Origin of the sequence: Pseudomonas sp. HMSC066A08 (assembly GCF_001813025.1) — a bacterium.
Lineage (GTDB): Bacteria > Pseudomonadota > Gammaproteobacteria > Pseudomonadales > Pseudomonadaceae > Pseudomonas > Pseudomonas aeruginosa.
Map to the genome: position 1 here is coordinate 1 of NZ_KV811319.1, position 22,723 is coordinate 22,723.

The 22,723-nt window shown below is 67.7% G+C and carries 21 protein-coding genes and 1 pseudogene; 10 read left to right on the forward strand and 12 right to left on the reverse strand.

Going from position 1 to position 22,723, the window contains the following annotated elements:
- The 4 genes from HMPREF2886_RS19510 to HMPREF2886_RS19525 form a co-directional block, all read right to left on the reverse strand.
- On the reverse strand, positions 1–796 hold a 796-nt coding region (locus HMPREF2886_RS19510; protein ID WP_177344459.1), incomplete at its 3' end, for a cbb3-type cytochrome c oxidase subunit I.
- A gap of 417 nt (positions 797–1,213) precedes the next feature.
- A complete protein-coding gene (locus HMPREF2886_RS19515; RefSeq protein ID WP_033977215.1) occupies positions 1,214–2,137 on the reverse strand; it encodes a DUF808 domain-containing protein in 924 nt (307 codons plus the stop codon).
- A gap of 115 nt (positions 2,138–2,252) precedes the next feature.
- Complete coding sequence (locus tag HMPREF2886_RS19520; RefSeq protein WP_033971753.1) at positions 2,253–3,080, reverse strand: aminoglycoside phosphotransferase family protein; 828 nt, start codon at positions 3,078–3,080, stop codon at positions 2,253–2,255.
- An 8-nt stretch (positions 3,081–3,088) separates the two neighbouring features.
- Positions 3,089–3,976 carry a LysR family transcriptional regulator gene (locus HMPREF2886_RS19525; protein WP_033971754.1) on the reverse strand — a complete coding sequence of 296 codons (888 nt, stop codon included), beginning with the start codon at positions 3,974–3,976 and terminating at the stop codon, positions 3,089–3,091.
- A gap of 85 nt (positions 3,977–4,061) precedes the next feature.
- On the opposite strand from HMPREF2886_RS19525, the gene HMPREF2886_RS19530 reads away from it, so the two are divergent.
- Positions 4,062–4,889, forward strand: coding sequence for a class I SAM-dependent methyltransferase (locus HMPREF2886_RS19530; RefSeq protein ID WP_070748123.1), 828 nt, complete (start codon positions 4,062–4,064; stop codon positions 4,887–4,889).
- 21 nt (positions 4,890–4,910) lie between these two features.
- Here HMPREF2886_RS19530 and modC read toward each other — a convergent pair whose 3' ends face one another.
- From modC to HMPREF2886_RS19550, 4 genes are all read right to left on the reverse strand, one after another.
- Entirely contained in the window at positions 4,911–5,996 is a 1,086-nt protein-coding gene (gene modC / locus HMPREF2886_RS19535; protein ID WP_070748125.1) for a molybdenum ABC transporter ATP-binding protein, read from the reverse strand.
- Position 5,997: 1 nt separating this feature from the next.
- Positions 5,998–6,684 carry a molybdate ABC transporter permease subunit gene (gene modB, locus HMPREF2886_RS19540; RefSeq protein WP_003088068.1) on the reverse strand — a complete coding sequence of 229 codons (687 nt, stop codon included), beginning with the start codon at positions 6,682–6,684 and terminating at the stop codon, positions 5,998–6,000.
- A 12-nt stretch (positions 6,685–6,696) separates the two neighbouring features.
- The gene (modA, locus tag HMPREF2886_RS19545; RefSeq protein WP_057387935.1) at positions 6,697–7,452 is read right to left on the reverse strand and encodes a molybdate ABC transporter substrate-binding protein; all 756 of its coding nucleotides are present in this window, start codon (positions 7,450–7,452) and stop codon (positions 6,697–6,699) included.
- A gap of 114 nt (positions 7,453–7,566) precedes the next feature.
- The gene (locus HMPREF2886_RS19550) at positions 7,567–8,217 is read right to left on the reverse strand and encodes a TetR/AcrR family transcriptional regulator (RefSeq protein WP_033971757.1); all 651 of its coding nucleotides are present in this window, start codon (positions 8,215–8,217) and stop codon (positions 7,567–7,569) included.
- A gap of 133 nt (positions 8,218–8,350) precedes the next feature.
- Between HMPREF2886_RS19550 and fan1 the strand changes: the two genes are divergently transcribed.
- From fan1 to lasA, 8 genes are all read left to right on the forward strand, one after another.
- Positions 8,351–10,030 (forward strand): nuclease Fan1, encoded by a 1,680-nt coding sequence (gene fan1, locus HMPREF2886_RS19555; protein WP_070748128.1) that lies wholly within the window; start codon positions 8,351–8,353, stop codon positions 10,028–10,030.
- Positions 10,023–12,299, forward strand: coding sequence for an ATP-dependent DNA helicase (locus HMPREF2886_RS19560; protein ID WP_070748130.1), 2,277 nt, complete (start codon positions 10,023–10,025; stop codon positions 12,297–12,299). The genes fan1 and HMPREF2886_RS19560 overlap by 8 nt, the downstream gene beginning before the upstream one ends.
- A gap of 89 nt (positions 12,300–12,388) precedes the next feature.
- The gene (locus tag HMPREF2886_RS19565) at positions 12,389–12,598 is read left to right on the forward strand and encodes a hypothetical protein (RefSeq protein ID WP_003088087.1); all 210 of its coding nucleotides are present in this window, start codon (positions 12,389–12,391) and stop codon (positions 12,596–12,598) included.
- A gap of 141 nt (positions 12,599–12,739) precedes the next feature.
- Positions 12,740–13,267: a type II secretion system protein N gene (locus HMPREF2886_RS19570; protein WP_058018122.1), complete on the forward strand. Its 528-nt coding sequence runs from the start codon at positions 12,740–12,742 to the stop codon at positions 13,265–13,267.
- Positions 13,254–15,584: a type II secretion system secretin GspD gene (gspD, locus tag HMPREF2886_RS19575; RefSeq protein ID WP_070748132.1), complete on the forward strand. Its 2,331-nt coding sequence runs from the start codon at positions 13,254–13,256 to the stop codon at positions 15,582–15,584. The genes HMPREF2886_RS19570 and gspD overlap by 14 nt, the downstream gene beginning before the upstream one ends.
- Positions 15,585–15,753: 169 nt before the next feature.
- Positions 15,754–15,993, forward strand: a complete 240-nt coding sequence (acpP, locus tag HMPREF2886_RS19580) for an acyl carrier protein (RefSeq protein WP_033971762.1) — start codon at positions 15,754–15,756, stop codon at positions 15,991–15,993.
- Positions 15,994–16,277: 284 nt separating this feature from the next.
- The gene (locus HMPREF2886_RS19585; RefSeq protein WP_003120217.1) at positions 16,278–16,703 is read left to right on the forward strand and encodes a hypothetical protein; all 426 of its coding nucleotides are present in this window, start codon (positions 16,278–16,280) and stop codon (positions 16,701–16,703) included.
- Positions 16,704–16,986: 283 nt separating this feature from the next.
- Positions 16,987–18,243, forward strand: a complete 1,257-nt coding sequence (lasA, locus tag HMPREF2886_RS19590; RefSeq protein ID WP_033977207.1) for an elastinolytic metalloprotease LasA — start codon at positions 16,987–16,989, stop codon at positions 18,241–18,243.
- Between the two features lie 19 nt (positions 18,244–18,262).
- On the opposite strand, the gene HMPREF2886_RS19595 is transcribed toward lasA, so the two are convergent.
- The 4 genes and pseudogenes from HMPREF2886_RS19595 to HMPREF2886_RS33555 all read right to left on the reverse strand — a co-directional run.
- Positions 18,263–19,150: a DMT family transporter gene (locus tag HMPREF2886_RS19595; RefSeq protein WP_033977205.1), complete on the reverse strand. Its 888-nt coding sequence runs from the start codon at positions 19,148–19,150 to the stop codon at positions 18,263–18,265.
- A gap of 72 nt (positions 19,151–19,222) precedes the next feature.
- Complete coding sequence (locus tag HMPREF2886_RS19600; RefSeq protein WP_058173396.1) at positions 19,223–20,032, reverse strand: helix-turn-helix transcriptional regulator; 810 nt, start codon at positions 20,030–20,032, stop codon at positions 19,223–19,225.
- Between the two features lie 3 nt (positions 20,033–20,035).
- Positions 20,036–20,827 (reverse strand): EcsC family protein, encoded by a 792-nt coding sequence (locus HMPREF2886_RS19605; RefSeq protein WP_003106675.1) that lies wholly within the window; start codon positions 20,825–20,827, stop codon positions 20,036–20,038.
- Between the two features lie 60 nt (positions 20,828–20,887).
- Positions 20,888–21,100: pseudogene (locus tag HMPREF2886_RS33555) on the reverse strand (CorA family divalent cation transporter); the annotation flags it as partial.
- Positions 21,101–21,559: 459 nt separating this feature from the next.
- Between HMPREF2886_RS33555 and HMPREF2886_RS35050 the strand changes: the two are divergent.
- The coding region (locus tag HMPREF2886_RS35050; protein WP_256562553.1) for an Ig-like domain-containing protein at positions 21,560–22,723 on the forward strand (1,164 nt) is incomplete at its 3' end.

Consider the following 22,723-nt stretch of genomic DNA (forward strand, 5'->3'; position numbering starts at 1 on the left):
TGTAGTGCAGGTGGTGCGGGCCGGCCCAGATGTAGATCGAGATGATCGCCCAGAAATGCACGATGGACAGGCGATAGGAGTAGATCGGTCGCCCGGCCTGCTTGGGCACGAAGTAGTACATCATGCCGAGGAAGCCGACCGAGAGGATGAAGCCGACCACGCTGTGCCCGTACCACCACTGGATCATCGCGTCGGTGGCGCCGGAATAGGCCGAGTAGGACTTGCCCAGGCTCACCGGCAGCAATGCGTGGTTCACGATATGGACCATCGCGGTGACGATGATGAAGGCGCCGTAGAACCAGTTGCCGACGTAGATGTGCTTCACCGTGCGGCGGGCGATGGTGCCGAAGAACAGGTAGGCGTAGACCACCCAGACGATCGCCATCCACAGCGCCAGCGGCCATTCCATCTCGGCGTATTCCTTGGAGGTGGTATAGCCCAGCGGGTAGCTGACGATCATCCCCACGATCGCTGCCTGCCAGCCCCAGAACACGAAGCGCGCCAGGGAATCGGAGATCAGCCGCACGCCGCTGGTGCGCTGCACCACGTAGAAGGAGGTGGCGAACAACGCGCTGCCGCCGAAGGCGAAGATCACCAGGCTGGTGTGTATCGGGCGGATGCGGCCGAAGCTGGTCCAGGGCAGGTCGAGGTTGAGCGCCGGCCAGACCAGTTGGGCGGCGATGAACACCCCCAGGCCCATGCCGAGGATGCCCCAGACCAGGGTCATCAGGGTGAACTGGCGGACGACGTCGTAGTTGTAGCCGTCCGGATCTTTTCTGCTATCCGTATCGTTCATGGTCGCTGGCACGCCGGGCCCCGGGGTCCGGCCGGCTGGCGAGCAGGCGCGACCCTCGGGTCCTCGTTGGGTTATCGGTATTTTTCTGGGTATCCCGTTGCCGGGTCGATGGAGTGCGGAGGTCGGATCTTCGTCTGGAAGGCTCGGAACAGACGGCTCATGGCACTGGTGGCCATTCTAGGAGGGGAGCTTTATTCGTCTCCAACGAATAATGTTGCTATTACAGTGCAAAATTATTGAATTGAAACGGAGAGAGTCTTCCGGGGCAGGGTGCACAATCGCCTTGCGCGATGAGGACGAGGTTAGCGCCAGGGCGAATAGCCGTTTGGTGGCTATCCGCCGTTCCTGCCGCGGTGACGGCGGATGACGCCGGTGCGTGATCCGCCCTATGCGATGGCGCTGCCGGCGATGGCAGGCTCAGCCAGTCTTTTTCTTCTTCGGCAGCAGGCGCTTGACCAGCAGCACCACCGCCAGGACCACCGCGCCGGCGACGATGCCGAACAGGAAGTTCAGCAGGGTCGGGGTGATCGCCGCCAGCAGCGGCCCCAGCGTGGCGATGCCGGCGACGCTCTGCGCGGCCTGTTCGATGACGTGGTGGACCACCGGGATACCGTGGGTGAGGATGCCGCCGCCGACCATGAACATCGCCGCCATGCCGACCACCGACAAGCCTTTCATCAGGTACGGCGCGGTGCGCAGGATGGCGCCGCCGAGCCCCTGGGCGAAGCCGCTGTCGCGCCTGGACAGGTAGAGGCCGGCGTCGTCCAGCTTGACGATGCCGGCGACCAGGCCGTAGACGCCGATGGTCATCACCAGGGCGATGCCGGCCAGCACCAGTACCTGGGTGGTGAAGCTGGACTCGGCGACGGTACCCAGGGTGATGGCGATGATTTCCGCGGAGAGGATGAAGTCGGTACGGATCGCGCCGCCGATCTTCTGCTTTTCCAGGGCGGCCACGTCGACATTGGCCGTCAGCGCCGCCTCGTCGTCGTGCTCGTCGTCATGGGGCAGGTATTTGTGGGCGATCTTCTCGAAGCCCTCGAAGCACAGATAGGCGCCACCGAGCATCAACAGCGGGATCACCGCCCAGGGCGCGAAGGCGCTGATCAACAGCGCGGCGGGGACGAGGATCGCCTTGTTCCGCAGCGAGCCCTTGGCTACCGCCCAGACCACCGGCAGTTCGCGGTCGGCGTTGACCCCGGTGACCTGCTGGGCGTTGAGGGCCAGGTCGTCGCCGAGGACACCGGCGGTCTTCTTCGCGGCGACCTTGGTCATCAGCGAGACGTCGTCGAGCACCGCGGCAATATCGTCGAGGAGGGTGAGGAGGCTGGCTCCGGCCATCTTGGGTTTCCTTACTGGGTGGTGGGCACCGCCATCTTGGCGGGGTGTGTATTTGACACCGGATCGCGGCGGCGGAACAGTGCCTCGCGTTGGAGCGCGGGAGCCGCCGCACAGTTCATTGCGCAGGCGTTCGAGCGAGGTTTGCCAGGGCCAGGCGGGCGATGGCCAGCTCGGCTTCGGTCTCCTCGCGGTTGCCGTCCTCGTCGAACCAGGCCGCCGAGAGTCCGGTCCAGGCCAGGATCCATTGCAGCAGGCGGCGGCGCTGCAGGCCGCTGGCGGCGACGACGATCTCCAGCTGGCGCTCGAAACGGCCGGGCGCCTGGGCGGTCTTCGCGTCGGGATTGGTGAACAGGTTGGCGTAGTCGTAGCCGCGCTCGCCGTAGAGCCGCTTGGGGTCGATGACTTGCCAGCCGCGCTCGCCGAAGTCGAGCACATTGCCGTGGTGGATGTCGCCATGCAGCGGGCGCTGTTCGCGAGCGGTTTCCAGCAGGTAGCGGGCGGCATTCGCACAGTCGACGTAGAGTCCGCCGTAGCGGCGCTCGGCGGCATACAGCGAGTCGAACCAGCGCTCCAGCGGGGTCAGCTCCGGCAACGCTCCCGAGCGCGGGGCATGGATGCGTTCGATGGCCTGGCAGAGGATACGCGTAGCCTCGTCGTCGTCGCCGCGCCTGACCATTTCCAGCAGCGAGCGCCCGCCGGTGGCACGCTCCATCAGCAGCGCCTGGTGGTCGTAGGCCAGCACCCTGGCCGCGCCCTGGCCGGCCCACCAGTTGAGCAGTACGTGGCCGAAACGCTCTTCTTCGGCACTGGATATCTTCAGCATCGCCGCTGCGCCGCGATGGCGCACCGGCAGCAGGCGGCTGCTGTGGGTGGCGAAGGGCTCGCCGTCGGGTTGCAACGCCCAGCGCTCGAGGTAGGGCGAGAAATCGAGGGATTCGTTCACCGTCGGTCTCAGGCGCCCAGGCGCTGCTGGATGAAGTCGAGGAAGCACTGGATGCGCAGCGCCAGTTGCGAGTTGCGATAGTAGACGGCGTGGATCGGTTGCCGGTATTCGCTCATCTGTTCGGCGAACAGCGGCACCAGGCGCCCGTCCTGGATATCGCGGTCGGTCATGAAGCTGGCCAGGCAGACGATGCCCTGGTGGCTCAGGGCCAGTTGGCGGAGGGTCTCGCCGCTGGAGGCAGAGATATCCGGCTGGATCTCCAGGCGATCGCCGTCGGCGTGCACCACCGGCCAGCGGTTGAGGTGCTCGGGCTGGGTGAAGCCGAGCAGGGTGTGCCCTCGCAGCCCCTCGATGCTCGCCGGCGTGCCGTGGCGGGCCAGGTACTCCGGGCTGGCGAGGATGTGCAGGCGGCTGGCGCCCAGCGGCCGCGCGTGCAGGGTGGAGTCGCTGAGCGCGCCGATGCGGATCGCCACGTCGGTGCGTTGCTCCAACAGGTCGATGATCAGGTCGTTGGTGTTGAGTTCGAGCTGGATGTTCGGGTACAGCCGGCGGAACTCGCCGATGTGCGGCACCACCGCGTGCAGCATGAAGGGCGAGGCGGCGTTGATCCGCAGGCGTCCGGCGGGGCTCTGCCGGCGCAGGGCCAGGCGTTCCTCGAGCGCCTCCATCTGCTGCAGGATCTGCCGTGCCTGGTCGAGGAAGTAGCGGCCTTCCTCGGTCAGCTCCATGCGCCGGGTGGTGCGGTTGAGCAGGGTGGTGCCGAGCTTGTGCTCGAGGCGCGAGAGGGTCCGGCTGACGGCCGAGGCGGTCAGTCCCATCTGTTCCGCGGCGGCGCTGATGGAACCGCTGTCGACTACACTGACGAAGCTTTGCAGTTCATCGGAGTTGGCTTTCATTCGTGACTCCAGGGCAATCATTGCCGAAGCATAGCGATGTTTTCGGCAAGGACTGAAGAGGCACGCGTGCCCGCAGGAGGTTTTCATGCCCGGCCACCGCATTACCCTCACCGGAGAAAAGCAGACGCTCCTGATCACCCTCTACGCCAAGGCGCTGGATAGCCGCCTGGAGGATTCCATCCTCCATGACCGTTTCGCCGAGGAGGCGGTGCGGCAGATCGACTTCGACTTCTCCAGGGTCGCCCTCGGCAAGGGCAACGAACGGGCCCTGGCCATGCGCTCGCATTACTTCGACCAGGCCTGTCGCGAGTTCCTCGGCCGCCATCCCGAGGGGCAGGTGCTCAACCTCGGTTGCGGCCTGGACAGCCGCATCTACCGGGTCGATCCGCCGGCCGAGCTGCCCTGGTTCGACCTCGACTACCCGGAGGTCATGGACCTGCGCGAGCGACTCTACCCGCCGCGCGCCGGCGCCTATCGGGCGCTGCGCCACTCGGTGGACGACGACGGCTGGCTGGAACGGGTGCCGCGCGAGCGGCCCGCCCTGGTCCTGGCCGAGGGGCTGATGCCTTACCTGCGGGAGTCCCAGGTGCGACGCCTGGTGGAACGTCTGGTCGACCACCTGGGTAGCGGCGAACTGCTGTTCGACGGCTACGGCCGCCTCGGCATCATGCTGTTGCGCCTGTATCCGCCGCTGCGCGAGACCGGGGCGCAGGTGCACTGGAGCATCGACGACCCGCGCGAACTCGAGCGGTGGCATCCGGCCCTGCGCTTCATCGAGGAGGTCACCGACTATGACCCGCAGGACGTTGCCAAGCTGCCGCAGTCGTCGCGGCTGATGCTGCCGATCTACAACGGCTTCGCCTTCCTGCGGCGGATGGGGCGGCTGATCCGCTACCGTTGGCCCAGGGGCTAGGCGCCGCAGGCGAGGCCGGGGTCAGGCGAGCACCGCCACCGACTTGATCTGCGCCCACAACAGCTGGCCGGGGCGTAGTTGCAACTGGTCCCGTGAGTAGCGGGTGATCCGCGCCAGCAGCGGATTGCCGCCGGCATCCAGGCGCACCAGTACGTGGGCCGCGGTGTCGGTATCGACCAATTCCAGGACCCGTACCGGCAGGCGGTTGAGGATGCTGCTCTGGGCGTCGTCGCGCAGGTTCAGGCTGACGTCGCGTGCCTGTACCTTGAAGCGCAGGCGCTTGCCGGGGGCCAGCGGGGCGTGGGCGACGCGCATTTGCAGCGCGCTGCCGGGCAGGACCAGGGTCAGCAGGCCGTAGGCCGGGTCGTGGTCGCTGACCGTACCCTCGATCACCACCCCGGCATCGTCGTCGAGCGCCAGCGGCAGGTCGACTCGCGCCAGGGTTTCGCCGATCGGCCCGCTGGCGCGGACCTTGCCGTTCTCCAGCAGCACCAGGTGATCGGCCAGGCGCGCCACTTCGTCCGGCGAATGGCTGACATAGAGCACCGGGATGTCCAGTTCCTCGTGCAGGCGTTCGAGATAGGGCAGGATCTCGCCCTTGCGCTTCAGGTCGAGGGATGCCAGCGGCTCGTCCATCAGCAGCAGGCGCGGGCTGGTGAGCAGGGCCCGGGCGATGCCGACGCGTTGCTGCTCGCCGCCGGAGAGGCGCTCCGGCATGCGTTCCAGCAGGTGCTCGATGCCCAACAGGGCGCAGGCCTGTTCCAGCTCGACGCGGCGTTCGGCGGCGGCGATGCGCTTGAGACCGAAGGCCAGGTTGCGCCGCACCGTCAGGTGGCGGAACAGGTTGGCATCCTGGAACACGTAGCCGAGGGCACGCCGGTGGGGCGCGACGAAGAGGTTGCGGCGGCTGTCCTGCCAGGTCTCGCCGTTGATCGTCACCGCGCCCTCGGCGGCCTTTTCCAGGCCGGCGATACAGCGCAGGCAGGTGCTCTTGCCGGAGCCAGAATGGCCGAACAGAGCGGTCACGCCACGACCGGGAAGAGCCAGGTCGATGTCCAGTTCGAAGCCGGAATAGGCGCGACGGAAGCGCAGGCGCAGGCCGTCCATCTCAGGCCCAGCCCGGCCGGCGGCGCCGGCCCGAATAGAGGGCGAGGAGGACGACGAAGGAGAACGCCACCATGCCGCCGGCCAGCCAGTGGGCCTGGGCGTATTCCATGGCTTCGACGTGATCGAATATCTGTACCGAGACCACGCGGGTTTTCTCCGGGATATTGCCGCCGATCATCAGCACCACGCCGAACTCGCCGACGGTATGGGCGAAGCCGAGGATCGCGGCGGTGACGAAACCCGGCCGGGCCAGCGGCAGGACCACGCTGAAGAAACGGTCGACGGGGCTCGCGCGCAGGGTCGCGGCGGCCTCCAGCGGTTTCTCGCCGATCGCCTCGAAGGCGTTCTGCAACGGTTGCACGACGAAGGGCAGCGAGTAGAACACCGAGCCGACCACCAGGCCGGCGAAGGTGAAGGGCAGGGTACCGAGACCGAGGCTCTGGGTGAGCTGGCCGATGAAACCGTTGGGACCCATGCTGACCAGCAGGTAGAAACCGATCACCGTCGGCGGCAGCACCAGCGGAAGGGCCACCACCGCGCCGATCGGCCCCTTCAGCCAGGAGCGGGTGCGCGCCAGCCACCAGGCGATGGGCGTGCCGATCAGCAGCAGGAGGAGTGTGGTGAGCGAAGCCAGCTCGATGGTCAGCCAGATGGCCGCCAGGTCCGTACTGTCGAGTGGCAACGCCATGCAGGTCCCGCCTTAGAGTTCGTAGCCGTAGGACTTGATCAGCGCGGCGGCCTTGGCACCCTTCAGGTAGTCGACCAGGGCCTTGGCGGCGGCGTTGTCCTTGCCCTTGTTGAGGATGACCGCGTCCTGGCGGATCGGGTCGTGCAGCTCGGCGGGAACGATCCAGGCCGAGCCGGTTGCGACTTTACCATCCTTGTAGATCTGCGACAGGGCGACGAAGCCCAGTTCGGCGTTGCCGCTGGAAACGAACTGGTAGGCCTGGCTGATGTTCTGGCCTTCCACCAGCTTCGGCCCGAGCGTGGCGGCGAGGCCGAGCTTGTCCATCGCCTGGGTGGCGGCGAGGCCGTAGGGTGCGGTCTTCGGGTTGGCGATGGACAGGTGCCTGAAGCTGCCGCTCTTCAGCACCTCGCCCTTGGCGTCGACGTAGCCGGCCTTGGGCGACCAGAGTGCCAGGGTGCCGATGGCATAGGTGAAGCGCGAGCCGGGCACGATCTCGCCCTCCTGCTCCAGTTTCGCCGGGGTGCTGTCGTCGGCGGAGAGGAAAACCTGGAACGGCGCGCCGTTCTTGATCTGCGTATAGAACTGGCCGGTGGCGCCGTAGGCGGCGACCAGCCTGTGCCCGGTGTCTTTCTCGAATTCCTTGGCGATGGCCTGGATCGGCGCGGTGAAGTTGGCCGCGACGGCGACCTGCACCTCGTCGGCGCTGGCGGCCAGGGATACGGCGCTGGCGAGGAGGGCGAGCAACAGCTGGGGCGGGCGGGTGGTCATGGAGTGCTCCTGTGGGGGCGAACGAAGTTGGCGGACGGGGCTGGCGCAAGCTTAGGGGTTCGCTATGGCTTTTGGAATATAGCGCTACGCGGAAATTGATCTGGCGCAAGGCGGTCAGCCGGCCAGCGCGCGGAAACGCCGACGCGGCGCGCCCTCGCCGGGGAGTGCCAGGCAGCCGGCGCAGACCAGGCGGACGATGTTTTCCGCCGCCTGCCGGTAGTCGCTCGCGTCCAGCCCGGCCTGGCCGGTGAGGCGCGCCAGTTGCCAGCCGCCGAGAGCATAGGACTCGGTCATCGCCCACAGGTTGAGCAACAGGTGGTACGGGTCCAGCGGCGCCAGCAGGCCTTCGTCGATCCACTGGCGGATGCGCTCGGCGTTGCGTTCCGCCTGGGCGTCGAGGCGTTCCAGCAGCGTCGCCGGCATGCGCGGCGCGCCGCGCATGATCTCGCAGGAGAAGACCCTGGCCGCGTGCGGCCGCTCGGCGCCGATGCGCATCTTGTTATCGACGTAGGCACGCAGCGCCTCGGCGGGCGGCTGGTCGCCGGCGAAAGGCCGGGAGGCTTCCAGCAGGGGCTCGACGATGCTGTCCAGCACCGCTTCGTAGAGTTGCGCCTTGGAGCGGTAGTAATAGAGCACGTTGGCCTTCGCCACGCCGGCGCGTTCGGCGACGTCGCTGAGCCGGGCGGCGCTGAAGCCGCAATCGGCGAAGACTTCGCAGGCGGCGTCGAGGATCAGTTGCAGGTTGCGTTGGCGGATCTTCTTCATCGGGTCCGATACGGGGCAGGTTTCGTTATTAATATTTTTATATAACGAATGCCTTGTGCCTGGATAGTCGTCGCCAGGCCGGCGACGCTTGATCGGATGCGCATTGCCAAGCCGTGGGGGCGCTGGTATCTGTATGCATGAACAGTACCAGGCTTCGCTTCCCGTGAATTCCCCAGCGCTTCCCGAACCCTTCTACTACCTGCACAACTTCCGCGCGGTGCTCGCCTGGATCGGCGAACGCTATGCCGATCTGCTCGACGATCAGGAACGTGCCTTCATCGCCGCGTTCGCCGAGCTGCCCGAAGCCAGCCAGGCCCTGCTGGTACGCATGGTGATGCGCAAGGGCACGCTGTTCCGCGCAGGCAAGCTGGCCTATGCCGAGATCGGCGACACGCGCGCCGCCGTGCAACCGCTGTTGGCATTGGGCTGGGTGGACGCGCAGCCGGCCCTGGAACTGGCGCAACTGTTCGGCTTGCTGAAGAAGGACGAATTGTCGCAGCTGTTCAGGGACCATCTCGGGCGCGCGAACCTGCGCAAGGATGCGTTGCTGGAACGGCTCCAGCCGTTGTTCCCCGAGGCGCGGCGGCTCGCCGAGTGGCAGGCCGACTTCGCCGAACCGGTCTACGAGTTGCGCTGCATGGCGCTCTGCGACCGCTTGCGGTTGATGTATTTCGGCAACCTGTGGCAGGACTGGTCGGAATTCGTCCTGGCCGACCTGGGTATCTATCGTTACGAAAGCGTCGAGTTTTCCGCCGATTCCCGCGGCTTTCGCCTGCGCGCCGACGTCGACGCCTATCTCCACCTGTTCGACTGCCGACAGCGCTTCGACCTCGGCGAGCCGCTGGAGGAACTGCTCGCCGGCCTGCCGCGCGAACCCTACGCCAATCCCTGGCTGGAAGGGCGGCGGGTCAAGCTGCTGTTCCAGTTCGCCCAGCACTGCGAAAAGCAGCGGGATTTCGACCTGGCCCAGCGGCTCTATCGCCAATCCAGCCACCCCGGCGCGCGCCTGCGGGCGATTCGCAGCCTGGAGCGCGGCGAGCGCTTCGCCGAAGCCCATGCATTGGCGCGGGAGGCCAACTGTGCGCCGGAAAGCGACGCCGAACGCCAGGGCCTGGCTCGATTGCTGCCGCGCCTGCAAGGCAAGCTCGGCCTGCCGCGGCAGGCGCGGGCGGAGGCTCCGGAGATCGAACGCCTGGACCTGTGCCTGGCGTTCCCGAGCGAACCCTGTAGCGTCGAGTGGGCGGTCCGCGAGCACCTGGAAGAACCGGGTTGCGCGGTGCACTACGTCGAGAACGGCCTGATCAATTCGCTGTTCGGGCTGCTCTGCTGGGAGGCGATCTTCGCCGCCATTCCCGGGGCGTTCTTCCATCCCTTCCACAGCGCGCCGGCGGACCTGCACAGCGCTGACTTCCGCCAGCGCCGCGCCGCCCTGTTCGAGGCTTGCCTGGGGCGGCTGGAGGACGGCAGCTACCGCGACGCGATCCGCTGTCGCTACCGCGACAAGTTCGGCCTGCAGTCGCCCTTCGTCTACTGGGAGCTGCTTGGCGAGGAACTGCTCGAACAGGCGCTCGATTGCCTGCCGGCGGCCCACCTGCGCGCCTGGTTCGAACGCCTGCTGGAGGATATCCCGGGCAACCGCGCCGGCCTGCCGGACCTGATCCAGTTCTGGCCGGCGCAGCGTCGTTACCGGATGGTCGAGGTCAAGGGACCGGGCGACCGCCTGCAGGACAACCAGTTACGCTGGCTGCAGTTCTGCCGCGAGCGGGAGATGCCGGTGGCGGTCTGCTACGTGCGCTGGCATGTCGATGACTGAGCAGGGCGGCGAGGCGCTGTACCAGGTGGCGGTGCGCGCGCTTTGCGAGTTCACCGCCAAGCGCGGCGACCTCGACCTGCGCTTCACCCCGTCGCCCAGCGCCCTGGAAGGCATCGCCGGACATACCCTGGTGACCTCCCGGCGCCCCGCTCACTACCAGCGCGAGGTGGCGCTGGGCGGACGCTACCGCCACTTGCAGGTGCGCGGCCGGGCGGATGGCTACGATCCGCAGGCGAACTGCCTGGAGGAAATCAAGACCCACCGCGGTGACCTCGCCCTGCAACCGGCCAACCACCGGCACCTGCACTGGGCCCAGGCCAGGGTCTACGGCTGGCTGCTCTGCGCCGAACGGAAGCTGGAGGAAGTCGAACTGGCGCTGGTCTACCTGGAGGTCGGCAGCCAGAAGGAGACCCGCTTCGTCGAGCGGGTGCGGGCCGACGAGCTGCGGCTGTTCTTCGAGAGCCAGTGCCAGGCGTTTCTCGCCTGGGCCGAGCAGGAACTGGCGCACCGCCAGCGGCGCGACCGCGAACTGGCCGCGTTACGCTTTCCCCACGCCGAATTCCGCCACGGCCAGCGGCAACTGGCGGAAGCGGTGTACAAGGCCGCCTCCGCCGGTTGTTGCCTGATGGCCCAGGCGCCGACCGGGATCGGCAAGACCATCGGCACGCTGTTCCCGCAACTCAAGGCGATGCCCGGGCAGCGCCTGGACCGGCTGTTCTTCCTGGCCGCCAAGACCCCGGGCCGGGCCCTCGCGCTGCATGCCCTGCGCAGCCTGGAAGGGGAGACCGGCGGACTGCCGGTGCGGGTACTGGAACTGGTGGCGCGGGACAAGGCCTGCGAGCACCCGGACAAGGCCTGCCACGGCGAATCCTGTCCCCTGGCCCAGGGCTTCTACGAACGCCTGCCGGCGGCCCGTGCCGCCGCCGTGGAGGTGCGCTGGCTGGACCAGGCGCGGTTGCGCGAGGTGGCGCTGGCGCACCGGGTCTGTCCCTACTACCTGGGCCAGGAACTGGCGCGCTGGTGCGACCTGGCGGTGGGCGACTACAACTACTACTTCGACCTCGGCGCCATGCTCCATGGCCTGGCTCAGGTCAACCAGTGGCGGGTGGCGGTACTGGTGGACGAGGCGCACAACCTGGTGGAGCGTGGCCGGCGGATGTATTCCGCCGAACTCGACCAGGGCGATTTCCTCGGTGTGCGCAAGACCGCCCCGGAGGCCCTGAGGAAACCGCTGGAGCGCATCCAGCGTGCCTGGAACGAACTGGCCAAGACCCAGGCGGACGACTACCAGGCCTACGACGAGCCTCCGCAGAAGCTGCTCCTGGCCTTGCAGAACGCGGTGGCGGCGATCAACGACCTGCTCGCCGAGCAACCGCAGGCGCTGGAGCCGGCGTTGCAGGAGTTCTACTTCGCGATCCTGCAGTTCGGCCGTCTCGCCGAGCTGTTCGGCGAGCATTCGCTGTTCGACATCGAGAAGCGCCCAGGCCGCAACGGCCGCAGCCTGGCCCGGCTGTGCCTGCGCAACGTGGTGCCGGCGGCGTTTCTCGCCGAGCGCTTCGCCGCCAGCCGCTCCACCGTGCTGTTCTCCGCTACCCTCGGGCCGCGCGACTATTACGCCGACCTGCTCGGCCTGCCGGCGGGCACGCCCTGGCTGGAAGTGGACTCGCCATTCAGCGCCGAGCAACTGGAGGTGCACATACAGCGGCGGGTTTCCACGCGCTATGCGCAGCGCCAGGCATCCCTGGCGCCCATCGCGGCGATTCTCGGCGAGCAGTTTCGCCAGCGGCCGGGCAACTACCTGGCCTTCTTCAGCAGCTTCGATTACTTGCAGCAGGTGCTGGACGTCTTCCGCCAGGCATACCCGTGGGTGCCGTGCTGGAGCCAGACGCGACGGATGGACGAGGCGGAGCGCCGGGCTTTCCTCGAGCGCTTCGTCGCGGGCGGCGAGGGCATCGGCTTCGCCGTGCTCGGCGGTGCCTTCGGCGAAGGCATCGACCTGCCTGGCGAGCGCCTGATCGGTGCCTTCATCGCCACCCTCGGGTTGCCCCAGGTGAATCCGGTGAACGAGCAGATCCGCCTGCGCATGCAGCGCCTGTTCGGTGACGGCTACGACTACACCTACCTGTATCCGGGGCTGCAGAAGGTGGTCCAGGCCGCCGGGAGGGTGATCCGCAGCCGCAGCGATCGCGGCGTGGTGCACCTGATCGACGACCGTTTCGCCCAGGCCAAGGTGCGCCGGTTGCTGCCGGGCTGGTGGCAACTGCGTTGACCCGTGGCGATACGCCGGCAGGTGCTGCCGGACAGCCGGGCAGCCATGTATAATCGCGCCCCCACGATTTCCCCCGACCCGGACACGCCATGGCTTCCGCTCCCGACGCTCTTCCCCAGGCCCTTTCCTCCGACGACGCTCCGGCCCAGGCCGCGCCGAGCGACGCCAGCGCGTTGCTGAAGGCCGCCCTGGCGAAGAAGAACCAGGCCCAGCTCTATCCGCAGCGGAAGATCCACGACAAGGGCCAGCGTCCCGGCATGGCGCCGCGCGGTACCCGTCGTTCGATGGGCAAGCGCTGAGGCCTTTCCCGCGCCTGGCGTTTTGTGGGCCAGTTCCCGCCACGAAGGATCAAAGCGGGCAGCTTTAACAGTTTTGCCCTTTCGCGGCCGTAGGCCGCAGCCCCATCCCTTATGCTCGCCGCCCCTGGGCGAGCCGCGTCGATGCAGCGCGCCCGTTTGCCGGAATCCGCCTGCTGCATGTCGCGTCACCTTCCATCGTCTTCCGTTTCCCTGCGCAGCCTGGCCGGGCATGCACCCGCTGTGCTTTGCGTACTGCTGCTGGCGTTGCTCAGCGCCAGCCTGGCCAGCCAGACGCGCTCGCTGCGCCGCGAGCTGGCGGAATTGCCCGCCGCAGCGGCCCCGGCGCCGCCAGCCAACCCTTCAGCGGCCCCGCGCGCGGCGTTAGCCGGCTTGTTCGGCGGTGCTCCGTCGCCGCGCGGCGCGACGGCGGGCGAGCGTCTGCAATTGCGCCTGCTGGCCTGCTTCCTGGCGCGTCGCGAGGACCGCTCGGCGGCGCTGATCGCGGTGGCCGGGCGCTCGCAGCGCTTCCTGCCGGGCGCCGAAGTGCGCCCCGGCACCGTGCTGCTGGCGGTTCATCGCGACCATGTGGTGCTGCGCGACCAGGGTTATGAAGAACGTCTGTATTTCCCCAAAGCCGAAGGGGCAGAAACCATCCATGCCACGTTGTAGTTCCCGTTCCGCCCAGCGCCTGTCTCCGCTGCTCCTGGTCCTGTCGCTGGTCGTCCTCGGCCTGGCGCCGCCGGTCCATCCGGCACCTGCCGCGACTGCCGCCGCGCAGGAGGAAGAGCAGTGGACGATCAACATGAAGGATGCCGAGATCGGCGACTTCATCGAGCAGGTATCGAGCATCAGCGGCCAGACCTTCGTCGTCGATCCGCGGGTGAAGGGACGGGTCACGGTGGTATCCCAGGCGCGGCTCAGCCTGGCGGAGGTCTACCAGCTGTTCCTTTCGGTGCTCGCCACCCATGGCTACGCGGTGCTGCCGCAGGGTGACCAGGCGCGTATCGTGCCGAACATGGAGGCACGCCAGGACGCCGCGCAGAAGACCGTCCGCGATGGGCCGGGCAGCCTGGAGACGCGGGTGGTCCAGGCGCAGCAGACCTCGGTGGCGGAACTGATCCCGATGATCCGGCCGCTGGTCCCGGCCCATGGCCATCTGGCCGCCGTGCCGTCGGCCAACGCCCTGATCGTCAGCGACCGCCGCGCCAACATCGAGCGCATCGAGGCGATCGTGCGCAGCCTCGACCGGGCCGGCGAACATGACTACAGCATCTACGACATGCGCCATGCCTGGGTCGCGGAAATCGCCGAGGTGCTCGATCGCAGCGTCACCCCGGCCGCCGGGAAGAACGCCGCCACCGTCCAGGTCCTCGCCGACAGCCGCAGCAACCGCCTGGTCCTGCTCGGGCCGCCGCAGGCGCGAGCTCGCTTGCTGCGGCTGGCGCAGTCGCTCGACGTTCCATCGTCGCGGTCGGCGAACAGCCGGGTGATCCGCCTGCGCCATGGCGACGCCAAGACCCTCGCCGCCACCCTCGGGGAGATCGGCGAATCGCTGCACGGCGAGCGGGGCCAGGATGGACGGGGACGCGGCAAGCGCGGCCTGCTGGTGCGCGCCGACGAATCGCTGAATGCCCTGGTGATCCTCGCCGACCCGGAGGATGTCGGCCTGCTCGAGGACATCGTCCGCCAGCTCGACGTGCCGCGCGCGCAACTGCTGGTGGAGGCGGCGATCGTCGAGCTGTCCGGCGAGATCGGCGATGCCCTCGGGGTGCAATGGGCGCTGCGTAGCGGGCATGTCGCCGGCGGCGCTGGTTTCGCCGACAGCGGGTTGTCCATCGGCACGCTGCTGGGCGCGTTGCAGGCCGGCAAGCCGCCGGCAGAGCTGCCAGACGGTGCGATAGTCGGCCTCGGCAGTCGCGATTTCGGCGCACTGGTCACCGCGCTGAGCCGCAATAGCCGCAGCAACCTGCTGTCGACGCCGAGCCTGCTGACCCTGGACAACCAGAAGGCGGAGATCCTGGTCGGCCAGAACGTGCCGTTCCAGACTGGCAGCTACACCACCAGCGCCAGCGGTTCGAGCAATCCCTTCACCACTGTCGAGCGCAAGGATATCGGGGTGACCCTCAAGGTCACGCCGCACATCGGCGAGGACCGCTTGCTGCGCCTGGAGATCGAGCAGGAAATATCCTCCATCGCGCCAGCCGCCACCCTGGCGGCGAAGGCGGTGGACCTGGTGACCAACAAGCGCTCGATCAAGAGCACCGTGCTGGCCGACGACGGCCAGGTCATCGTCCTCGGCGGACTGATCCAGGACGACCTGCAGCGCAGCGATTCGCGGGTACCGCTGCTGGGCGACCTCCCCGGCGTCGGCCGGCTGTTCCGCTCGTCCCGCGAGACCCGGGTGAAGCGCAACCTGATGGTTTTCCTGCGCCCGAGCATCGTCCGCGATGCCGCCGGCCTGGAGCGCATCAGCCATGGTCGTTACCGTTCCATCCAGTTGCTGCGCGGTGCCGCCGGCGAACCGGCACGCCCGCTGTTCGAGGGCGCCGGCGCCATCGACCTGCGTCCCGCCGCCCAGGTCGCACCGGCGCCTACTGGCTCGCCGCGCAGCTATCCGGCTCCGGCCCCGGTGCTGATGGAGAAGCCGCGCCTGGCGGAGCCGGCGTCCCTGGGCAACGGTCGCGGCGGCGAGGTGCCGGAGGTTCGCCAGGACACGGACGCCGCGCAGCCGCCGTCACCCCAGCGCTACGCCGTGCGGCTGGTCGAGGGCAGCAACGAAGCCTTCATGCGCGCGCTGATCGAGCGGCATCCGGGCCTGTCGTTGCGTTTGCGCCGCGAACTGCGCGATGGCCAGGAGCTGTTCGCGGTGGAGCAGGGCGACTACCTCGACCCGGAGCAGGCACGCCGGGCCCTGGCGGAGCTGCCCGGAGGCCTGCCGCGAAGGATGGCGCGGGTGGTTGCGCATACGCCGGGAAGCGCCCTGTGACGGACTTCAAATCCTCGTGTCGCGTTCCGTGTCCACCGGATTGTCCGGCGCGCTGCGGCGGTCGCGCTCCGGCGCAGCGCCACTGCCAGATCTGGCAGTTGTCGCTGGCGGGGACGGAGGCTTTATTAGCCGCACTTTTTTCCAGGGCCGGGCAGTGGGACCGCAATGCATGGACGACATCGAGACCAGAGTGAGGAAACTGGTAGCCGCCCGGCTCGGCGTGGAGGAATGCGACATCCGGCTGGACAGCGACTTCCGTAACGACTTCGGTGCCGAGTCGCTCGAGGTGGTCGAACTGGTCATGGCCCTGGAAGTGGAGTTCGGCGTCGAGATCGCCGATGACGACGTGGAACGGATCGAGACCGTGCGCCAGGCCATCGACTATCTCGAGGAAGCCGTGCCGACCTGACTCCCCCTGGACCACCGGCCAGTGCCCGTGGTCATTCCCTGCGAAACGCTGTGCGCCACCTCCCGCCCGTGCCGGCGGCAAGGTGCGCGACGTCCCGCGCTTCGATTACGCCGGATCGTCCAGCCCGCCCCGGGCCGATCCGGCTTTTTTTTTGCCCGCCGCCGCGATTGCGAGGCGGCCGCCGTCGGTTGGATTTCCTGAATCTTCCCGCGCCTCGCCGGTCGACCGAACAAGGGCCGCGTGCCATCCCCGGCGCGCGCCCGCCATTCGCAACGGAGGTCGCCATGGCTACACGACGGAAAACCACACCCCAGGAAATCGATGATATCCAGGACCGCATGGGTTCGATGCGCGAACTCGATTTCGACGAGCGCCGCCAGGCGCGCAAGGCGCGGATCGGCGACGAGCGGCCCGAGGCCGAGGTGGAGGCCGAGTTTTCCTCGCGGCGGGTACGCGAGGCGGGCCACGCTGGCGGGCAGCCGGACGAGGACGATGGTTATCAGGATAACGTCGGCATGGACGATCTGGCGCCGGAGACCCTGATCGACGAAAGCGGCGCCCGCTCGCCGGCCGAGCGCGGTGGCGAATCGCCCGCGGACAAGCGCCTGAGGGTCGTGCATGGCAACGAGATCGGAGCCGGGCACGGCCTCGACGAAGCCGAGTTGGCGCGTCGTGATCCGCTCGACGGTTCCTCCGACGAGGAACGCTGAGCGCGCGCAGACTGTATCGAAGTATTTCCGACGCCTGGCGTTCTGTGATCGATTCGGCTCGGTTGTAGTGTGCTGCCGCACGCTATACAGCCGGACGGAGCGGGGCACCGGATCTACTGCAAAAGCTGATAGTTGTCCTCCCGGGTGACGGCGTTGCACGGTCCTGCGGCGTGCAACCCGGCCTGGGCGAAATACCGGCGGAGCGGACCAGGCTATCCCGTCGGAGGCGATGTCGCCGGGCTGCTGGCTTTCAAGGTTTCCCTTCGATGACCAGGAGCTACCCATGCAGCACAAAAGATCCCGCGCCCTGGCGAGCCCGCGCTCGCCGTTCCTCTTCGCCCTGCTGGCGCTCGCCGTGGGCGGCACGGCCAACGCCCATGACGATGGCCTGCCGCCCTTCCGCTATTCGGCGGAGCTACTCGGCCAGTTGCAATTGCCCAGCGTGGCCCTACCGCTGAATGACGAACTGTTCCTCTACGGTCGCGACGCCGAGGCGTTCGACCTCGAGGCCTACCTGGCCTTGAACGCGCCGGCGCTGCGCGACAAGAGCGAATACCTGGAGCACTGGAGCGGCTACTACAGCATCAACCCGAAAGTGTTGCTGACCCTGATGGCCATGCAGTCCGGGCCGTTGGGAGCGCCGGACGAGCGCGCCTTGGCGGCGCCGCTGGGACGGTTGTCGGCGAAACGCGGCTTCGATGCCCAGGTACGCGACGTGTTGCAGCAGTTGTCGCGGCGCTACTACGGTTTCGAGGAATACCAGTTGCGCCAGGCGGCTGCGCGCAAGACCGTCGGCGAGGACGGCCTGAACGCGGCATCGGCCGCGCTGCTCGGTCTGTTGCGAGAGGGGGCGAAGGCGTACGCCGTGCAAGGCGGCAATCCGCTCGGTGCCTACGCGCAGACCTTCCAGCGCCTGTTCGGCACCCCGGCCGCGGAACTCCTGCAGCCGCGCAACCGCGTGGCCCGGCAACTCCAGGCGAAGGCCGCGCTGGCGCCGCCATCCAACCTGATGCAATTGCCCTGGCGCCAGGGCTATTCCTGGCAGCCCAACGGAGCGCATTCGAACACCGGCTCGGGCTATCCGTACTCGTCCTTCGATGCGTCCTACGACTGGCCGCGCTGGGGCAGTCCGACCTACAGCGTGGTCGCCGCCCACGCCGGCACGGTACGGGTGCTGTCGCGCTGCCAGGTACGGGTGACCCACCCCAGCGGCTGGGCGACCAACTACTACCACATGGACCAGATCCAGGTGAGCAACGGCCAGCAGGTCAGCGCCGACACCAAGCTCGGCGTCTATGCCGGCAACATCAACACCGCGCTCTGCGAGGGTGGCAGCTCCACCGGACCGCACCTGCATTTCTCGCTGCTCTACAACGGCGCCTTCGTTTCCCTGCAGGGGGCCAGCTTCGGCCCGTACCGGATCAACGTCGGCACCAGCAACTACGACAACGACTGTCGCCGCTACTATTTCTACAACCAGAGCGCCGGCACCACCCATTGCGCTTTCCGCCCGTTGTACAACCCCGGCCTGGCGTTCTGACACGCCGAAGAGCCTGGCCTCAGCCAGGCTCCGCGCGCCGCCGCTCCGGCAGCAGGACGCCCAGCAGGCCGAGCAGCACACCGCCGAGGCCGAGCAACTGGCGCGTCGTCAGCTCCTCGTCGAGCAGCGTCACCGCCAGCAGCAGCGCGCTGACCGGCAGCAGCGTGGTGAACAGCGAGGCTTCGCTGGCGCTGACCCGGCTGGCGCCGGTGTACCAGAGCAGGAAGCCGGCCACCGTCGGCAGCAGCGCGTAGTAGAGCAGGGCGAGCAGTGCCGGCAGCGACAGCGTGGCCAGCTCGGGCAGGGCGGGCAGCGCCAGCGGCAGGCTCAGCAGCAGGCCGAGGGTGCTCAGCGCGGTGGACAGCGCCAGCGGCGTCATGGTCGTGCGCAGCGCCTTGTTGAGCAGGATGAACAGGGCTTCGCAGCTCACCGCCAGCAGCACCAGCAGGTTGCCCAACCAGGCGCCGCGCGCGCCACCGGGCTGCAGGGTGATCGTCGCCAGTCCGGCCGAAGCCAGCGCCAGGGCCGCCAGCAAACGAGGCGAAGGACGTTCGCCGAGCAGCAGGATCGATAGCGCAGCCGCCACCAGTGGCAGGACGCCGAGGATCACCCCGGCGTCGGCGGCGCTGGTGTACCTGAGGCCGACGATCAGCAGCACCGTGTAGCCGACGCTGCCGGCTGCGGCCTGCGCCAGCAGCAGGTACCCGTCGCGCCGCGTCAGGCGCGGCCAGCGCTGGCCGGACAGACGCAGCAGGACGAGGAAGCAGGGCAGGGCGAGGGCCAGCCGCAGCGCGGTGGTGAGGAAGGGGTCGAGGACGTGGGCGAGCAGCTTGCTGACCACCACTGTGCTGCCGACCAGCAGCATGGCCAGTGCGAGGCAGGCATAGGCGAGGTAACGGGAGTGCATGACGACGGTTTCCGCTGTTGGGGTGGCCTACTGCAACAGGGATGCGGGTGGCGTTCTTGAACGAAATTGCAGTCAGCGCCGGGTCCGGGCGTAGCGCCCCGGCGAGACACCATAGAGACGGGTGAACAGCCGGGTCAGATGGCTCTGGTCGGCGAAGCCGCAGGCCAGGGCGATTTCCGCCAGCGGCTGGCTACCGCCGAGCAGGGCGCGGGCGCGCTCCAGGCGGCGTTGCAGCAGGTAGGCGTAAGGCGTCAGGCCGGTCGCGCGGGAGAAGGCGCGGAGCACCTGGTAGCGGCTGAGGCCGGCGGCGTCGGCCAGCTCGGCGAGGCTCAGCGGTGCCAGCGGGTCGTCGTCGATCCGTTGGCGCAGAAGCTGGATACGGCTGTCCGCCGGAGCCTGGAGCGGCCGGTGCGAGGGTATGGCCAGCTCGGCCAACAGTCCGAGCAGGGATTCCTCGACGGCCAGCGCCCGGGCCTCGCCCAGGGGGACGGTCAGCACCGCGAACAGTTGGCGGAACGGCGCCGCCAGCGCCGGCGCGCGCAGCACCGGGAGGGTGAACTCCGGCAGGCTCGCCGAGCGCTCGTCGATCCCGGCGAAGGCGGCGACCAGCAGCTCCGGCTCCAGGTAGAGCATCCGCCAGCGCCGCGCGCGACCGCCCAGCGGAGCGCCGTCATGCACTTCGCCGGGGTTGACGGTGATCAGGTCACCGGCCTCGGCCTCGACCATGCCGCGCCCGCTCAGGGACTTCTGAGCGCCGGCCTCGACCAGGCCGATGCCGTACTGTGCGTGGGAATGTCGGGGGAAGCGCTGCAGGCTGTCCGCGACGACCGCCTCCACGCCTGCCAGGCAGGCGGGCAACAGGCTGAAGTCGCGCGCTGGCATTGCTCAGCCGCGCCGGGGCAGCAGGGCGTAGGCGTCGCGCACCACGTCCTTGCCGTAGTGGCGTTCCAGGCGGCGGACGACGAAGTGACCGCGCGCCATGGCCTGGAAATGGTTCATGAACACCGTGTTGATCGCCGCGCCGCCGAGGGCACCGACGATGGGCACGATCTGCGCCGCGAGCTTTTCCGAATACTGCACGCCCAGGCGCTCGGCGACCTTGCGCACCAGGGCCAGGAGCATCGGCGCGGCCTTCTTGCTGCCGGCGTCCTTGCCGAGGAAGTCGGCGGCCGCCTTGACCTGCTGGGCCAGCGCCGTACGCACCGCGTAGTAGCCGGACTCCGAAGCGTCGTCCGAGGCGGATTTGCCGCCGAGGGCGAAGACTTCGATACAGGCCATCAGGGTGTCCATGTCCCTGATCGACTCGCCCTCGCTGCGCGCGATGTCGGCGATGGAACGGAAGATGATGCCGGTGGTGACCGGCACCTCGACCAGCATCGCCAGTGGCCCGAAGAAGCCGCCGACGCCACCGGAAACGGCGGCGCCGAGGGTATGCAGGCGGTTCGCCGGCTGACCGCTGGCGTTTTCCTGGAGAGTGGCGGTGGCCGAGCGGGCGACTTTCAGCAGCGCTCCCTCGATCACCGAACCGAGCTTTTCGTTGACCTTCCGCGGCAGCTTCTTCAGGCCGTATTCGATCGGCGTGCCCAGCAGGCTGGTGAGTTGCGCGGTGAGTCCAGGGTTTTCCAGCAGGTTCTTGGCGGCCTGGAGTTGCTTGAGATCGGCGGGGGAAAGGCTCATGGAAGGTCCGGCTGACGGTGGTCGGTCAACCTAACCACTGTCCACCGGCGTTGTCCACGCTCAATAGTCGCCACGCTTGCGGAAGGCCCAGTGGCCGGCAAGGAAGGTGAAGCTGGCGACCAGCACGAGCATGATCCAGAAGCCTTCAGGGTCATCGGCGAAGGGAATCCCGCCGACGTTCATGCCGAAGAAGCCGGCGACGATGTTGATCGGCAGGGCCAGCACCGTGACCATGGTCAGGGGGAAGAGGATGTGGTTGTTCTGTTCGTTGAGTAACGATGACGCTTTGATTGCAGGGCGATGAATGCCGTTTCGCGGGAAGGCCGGCAAAGCATTCCATGGGATCTGCCGAGGTCCTCTTCTCGGCGCGCCGTGCCGAAGAACTATTAGTTGTGGGTAATGCTTTTTCATTGCCGCCAAGTTGTTATGAAATCCGCATCGTAGAGTTCTGATATTTGTCCGCTGGTTTGTCGGATCGACTTGCCGGAATGGGTGGCTTTGGGTTGTTCATAAAGTATTATAACTTTTTGATTATATATTATTTATCAATGACATAGGAGTGTGATGGCTAAGTGATTCCATGTTCTCGAGAGATTTTCGCAATTGGACTTTCGCTGAGGCTTTTCTTAGTCGTTATATATAAAGTCAGACTCGCCTTTTGTTTAAAAGCTGCTATTTCTGGATTACATGGTGCGGCCGTTCGGTCGCTGCTTGACAAGAGGAATGTCGGAAATGTCGATCCAGGCGAAAGTTACCCCTATCGATCAGAGTATTTCTTCTGCGGCTGCCGTCGAGGTTCCGGAAAACGGGATACTCAAACTCTCCCAGAGCAGTAATGTCGCGCTCGATATCGCACCGGAGTCGGTGGCGGGATACTCGAAGAGCGGTTCGGACCTGATCGTCCAGCTGAAGACCGGGGAAAGCGTCCGGATCGCCAATTTCTATGCGGAAGGCCAGCCTTCCAGCCAGCTTTTCCTGGCCGACAAGGACAAGCTGGTGGCGGTAGATCTGCCGCCGGTCGCCGCCGACGGGCCGCTGATGGCCGGCTACATCCCGCAGGAAAGCCTGGCCGGTTTCGAGTCGCTGACCGGCGCCGGTGTGCTCGGTGGCATGAGCGCAGGGACTGCGCTGCTGGTCGGTGCGGCGGCCATCGGCGCCGGGGTGGCGATTTCCAACAGCAGCGGCGGCGGTGGCGGCGGCGGTTCTTCGGTGCCCCCGGACACCACTCCGCCGAAGGCGGCCAGCGGCCTGAAGATAGCGCCTGACGGCAGCAGCATCAGCGGCCAGGCCGAGGCCGGCGCGAGCGTCGGCATCGATACCAATGGCGACGGCAAGCCGGATGTCACCGTGATCGCCGATGCCAACGGCAATTTCACCGCTCCGCTTAACCCGCCGCTGACCAATGGCCAGACGGTCACCGTGGTGGTCACCGATCCGGCTGGCAACGCCAGCCCGCCGGCCCAGGTCACCGCTCCGGACACCACCGCCCCGGCGCCGGCCACCGACGTGCAGGTGACGCCAGGCGGCAGCAGCGTCATCGGCAAGGCCGAGCCCGGCTCGACGGTGGGCGTCGATACCGACGGCGACGGCCAGCCGGACACCAGCGTGGTGGTCGGTCCCGACGGCAGCTTCGAGGTTCCGCTGAACCCGCCGCTGACCAATGGCGAGACGGTGACGGTGATCGTTACCGACCCGGCCGGCAACAATAGCACCCCGGTGACCGTCGAGGCGCCGGACACCACCGCCCCGGCGCCGGCCACCGACGTGCAGGTGGCGCCGGACGGCAGCAGCGTCTCCGGCAACGCAGAACCGGGCGCCACCGTCGGTGTCGACACCGATGGCGACGGCCAGCCGGACACCACCGTGGTGGTCGGTCCCGACGGCAGCTTCGAGGTT

Coding starts and splice junctions, on each gene's coding strand:
- HMPREF2886_RS19600 (WP_058173396.1), bottom strand. CDS start 20,032: ATGCCAGCGCGCGACTTCAGCCTGTTGCCCGCCTGCCTGGCAGGCGTG.
- HMPREF2886_RS19585 (WP_003120217.1), top strand. CDS start 16,278: ATGGCTACACGACGGAAAACCACACCCCAGGAAATCGATGATATCCAG.
- gspD (WP_070748132.1), top strand. CDS start 13,254: ATGCCACGTTGTAGTTCCCGTTCCGCCCAGCGCCTGTCTCCGCTGCTC.
- modB (WP_003088068.1), bottom strand. CDS start 6,684: ATGGCGTTGCCACTCGACAGTACGGACCTGGCGGCCATCTGGCTGACC.
- HMPREF2886_RS19560 (WP_070748130.1), top strand. CDS start 10,023: ATGACTGAGCAGGGCGGCGAGGCGCTGTACCAGGTGGCGGTGCGCGCG.
- HMPREF2886_RS19525 (WP_033971754.1), bottom strand. CDS start 3,976: ATGAAAGCCAACTCCGATGAACTGCAAAGCTTCGTCAGTGTAGTCGAC.
- HMPREF2886_RS19595 (WP_033977205.1), bottom strand. CDS start 19,150: ATGCACTCCCGTTACCTCGCCTATGCCTGCCTCGCACTGGCCATGCTG.
- HMPREF2886_RS19530 (WP_070748123.1), top strand. CDS start 4,062: ATGCCCGGCCACCGCATTACCCTCACCGGAGAAAAGCAGACGCTCCTG.
- fan1 (WP_070748128.1), top strand. CDS start 8,351: ATGCATGAACAGTACCAGGCTTCGCTTCCCGTGAATTCCCCAGCGCTT.
- HMPREF2886_RS19570 (WP_058018122.1), top strand. CDS start 12,740: ATGCAGCGCGCCCGTTTGCCGGAATCCGCCTGCTGCATGTCGCGTCAC.
- modC (WP_070748125.1), bottom strand. CDS start 5,996: ATGGACGGCCTGCGCCTGCGCTTCCGTCGCGCCTATTCCGGCTTCGAA.
- HMPREF2886_RS19565 (WP_003088087.1), top strand. CDS start 12,389: ATGGCTTCCGCTCCCGACGCTCTTCCCCAGGCCCTTTCCTCCGACGAC.
- lasA (WP_033977207.1), top strand. CDS start 16,987: ATGCAGCACAAAAGATCCCGCGCCCTGGCGAGCCCGCGCTCGCCGTTC.
- HMPREF2886_RS19515 (WP_033977215.1), bottom strand. CDS start 2,137: ATGGCCGGAGCCAGCCTCCTCACCCTCCTCGACGATATTGCCGCGGTG.
- acpP (WP_033971762.1), top strand. CDS start 15,754: ATGGACGACATCGAGACCAGAGTGAGGAAACTGGTAGCCGCCCGGCTC.
- modA (WP_057387935.1), bottom strand. CDS start 7,452: ATGACCACCCGCCCGCCCCAGCTGTTGCTCGCCCTCCTCGCCAGCGCC.
- HMPREF2886_RS19605 (WP_003106675.1), bottom strand. CDS start 20,827: ATGAGCCTTTCCCCCGCCGATCTCAAGCAACTCCAGGCCGCCAAGAAC.
- HMPREF2886_RS19550 (WP_033971757.1), bottom strand. CDS start 8,217: ATGAAGAAGATCCGCCAACGCAACCTGCAACTGATCCTCGACGCCGCC.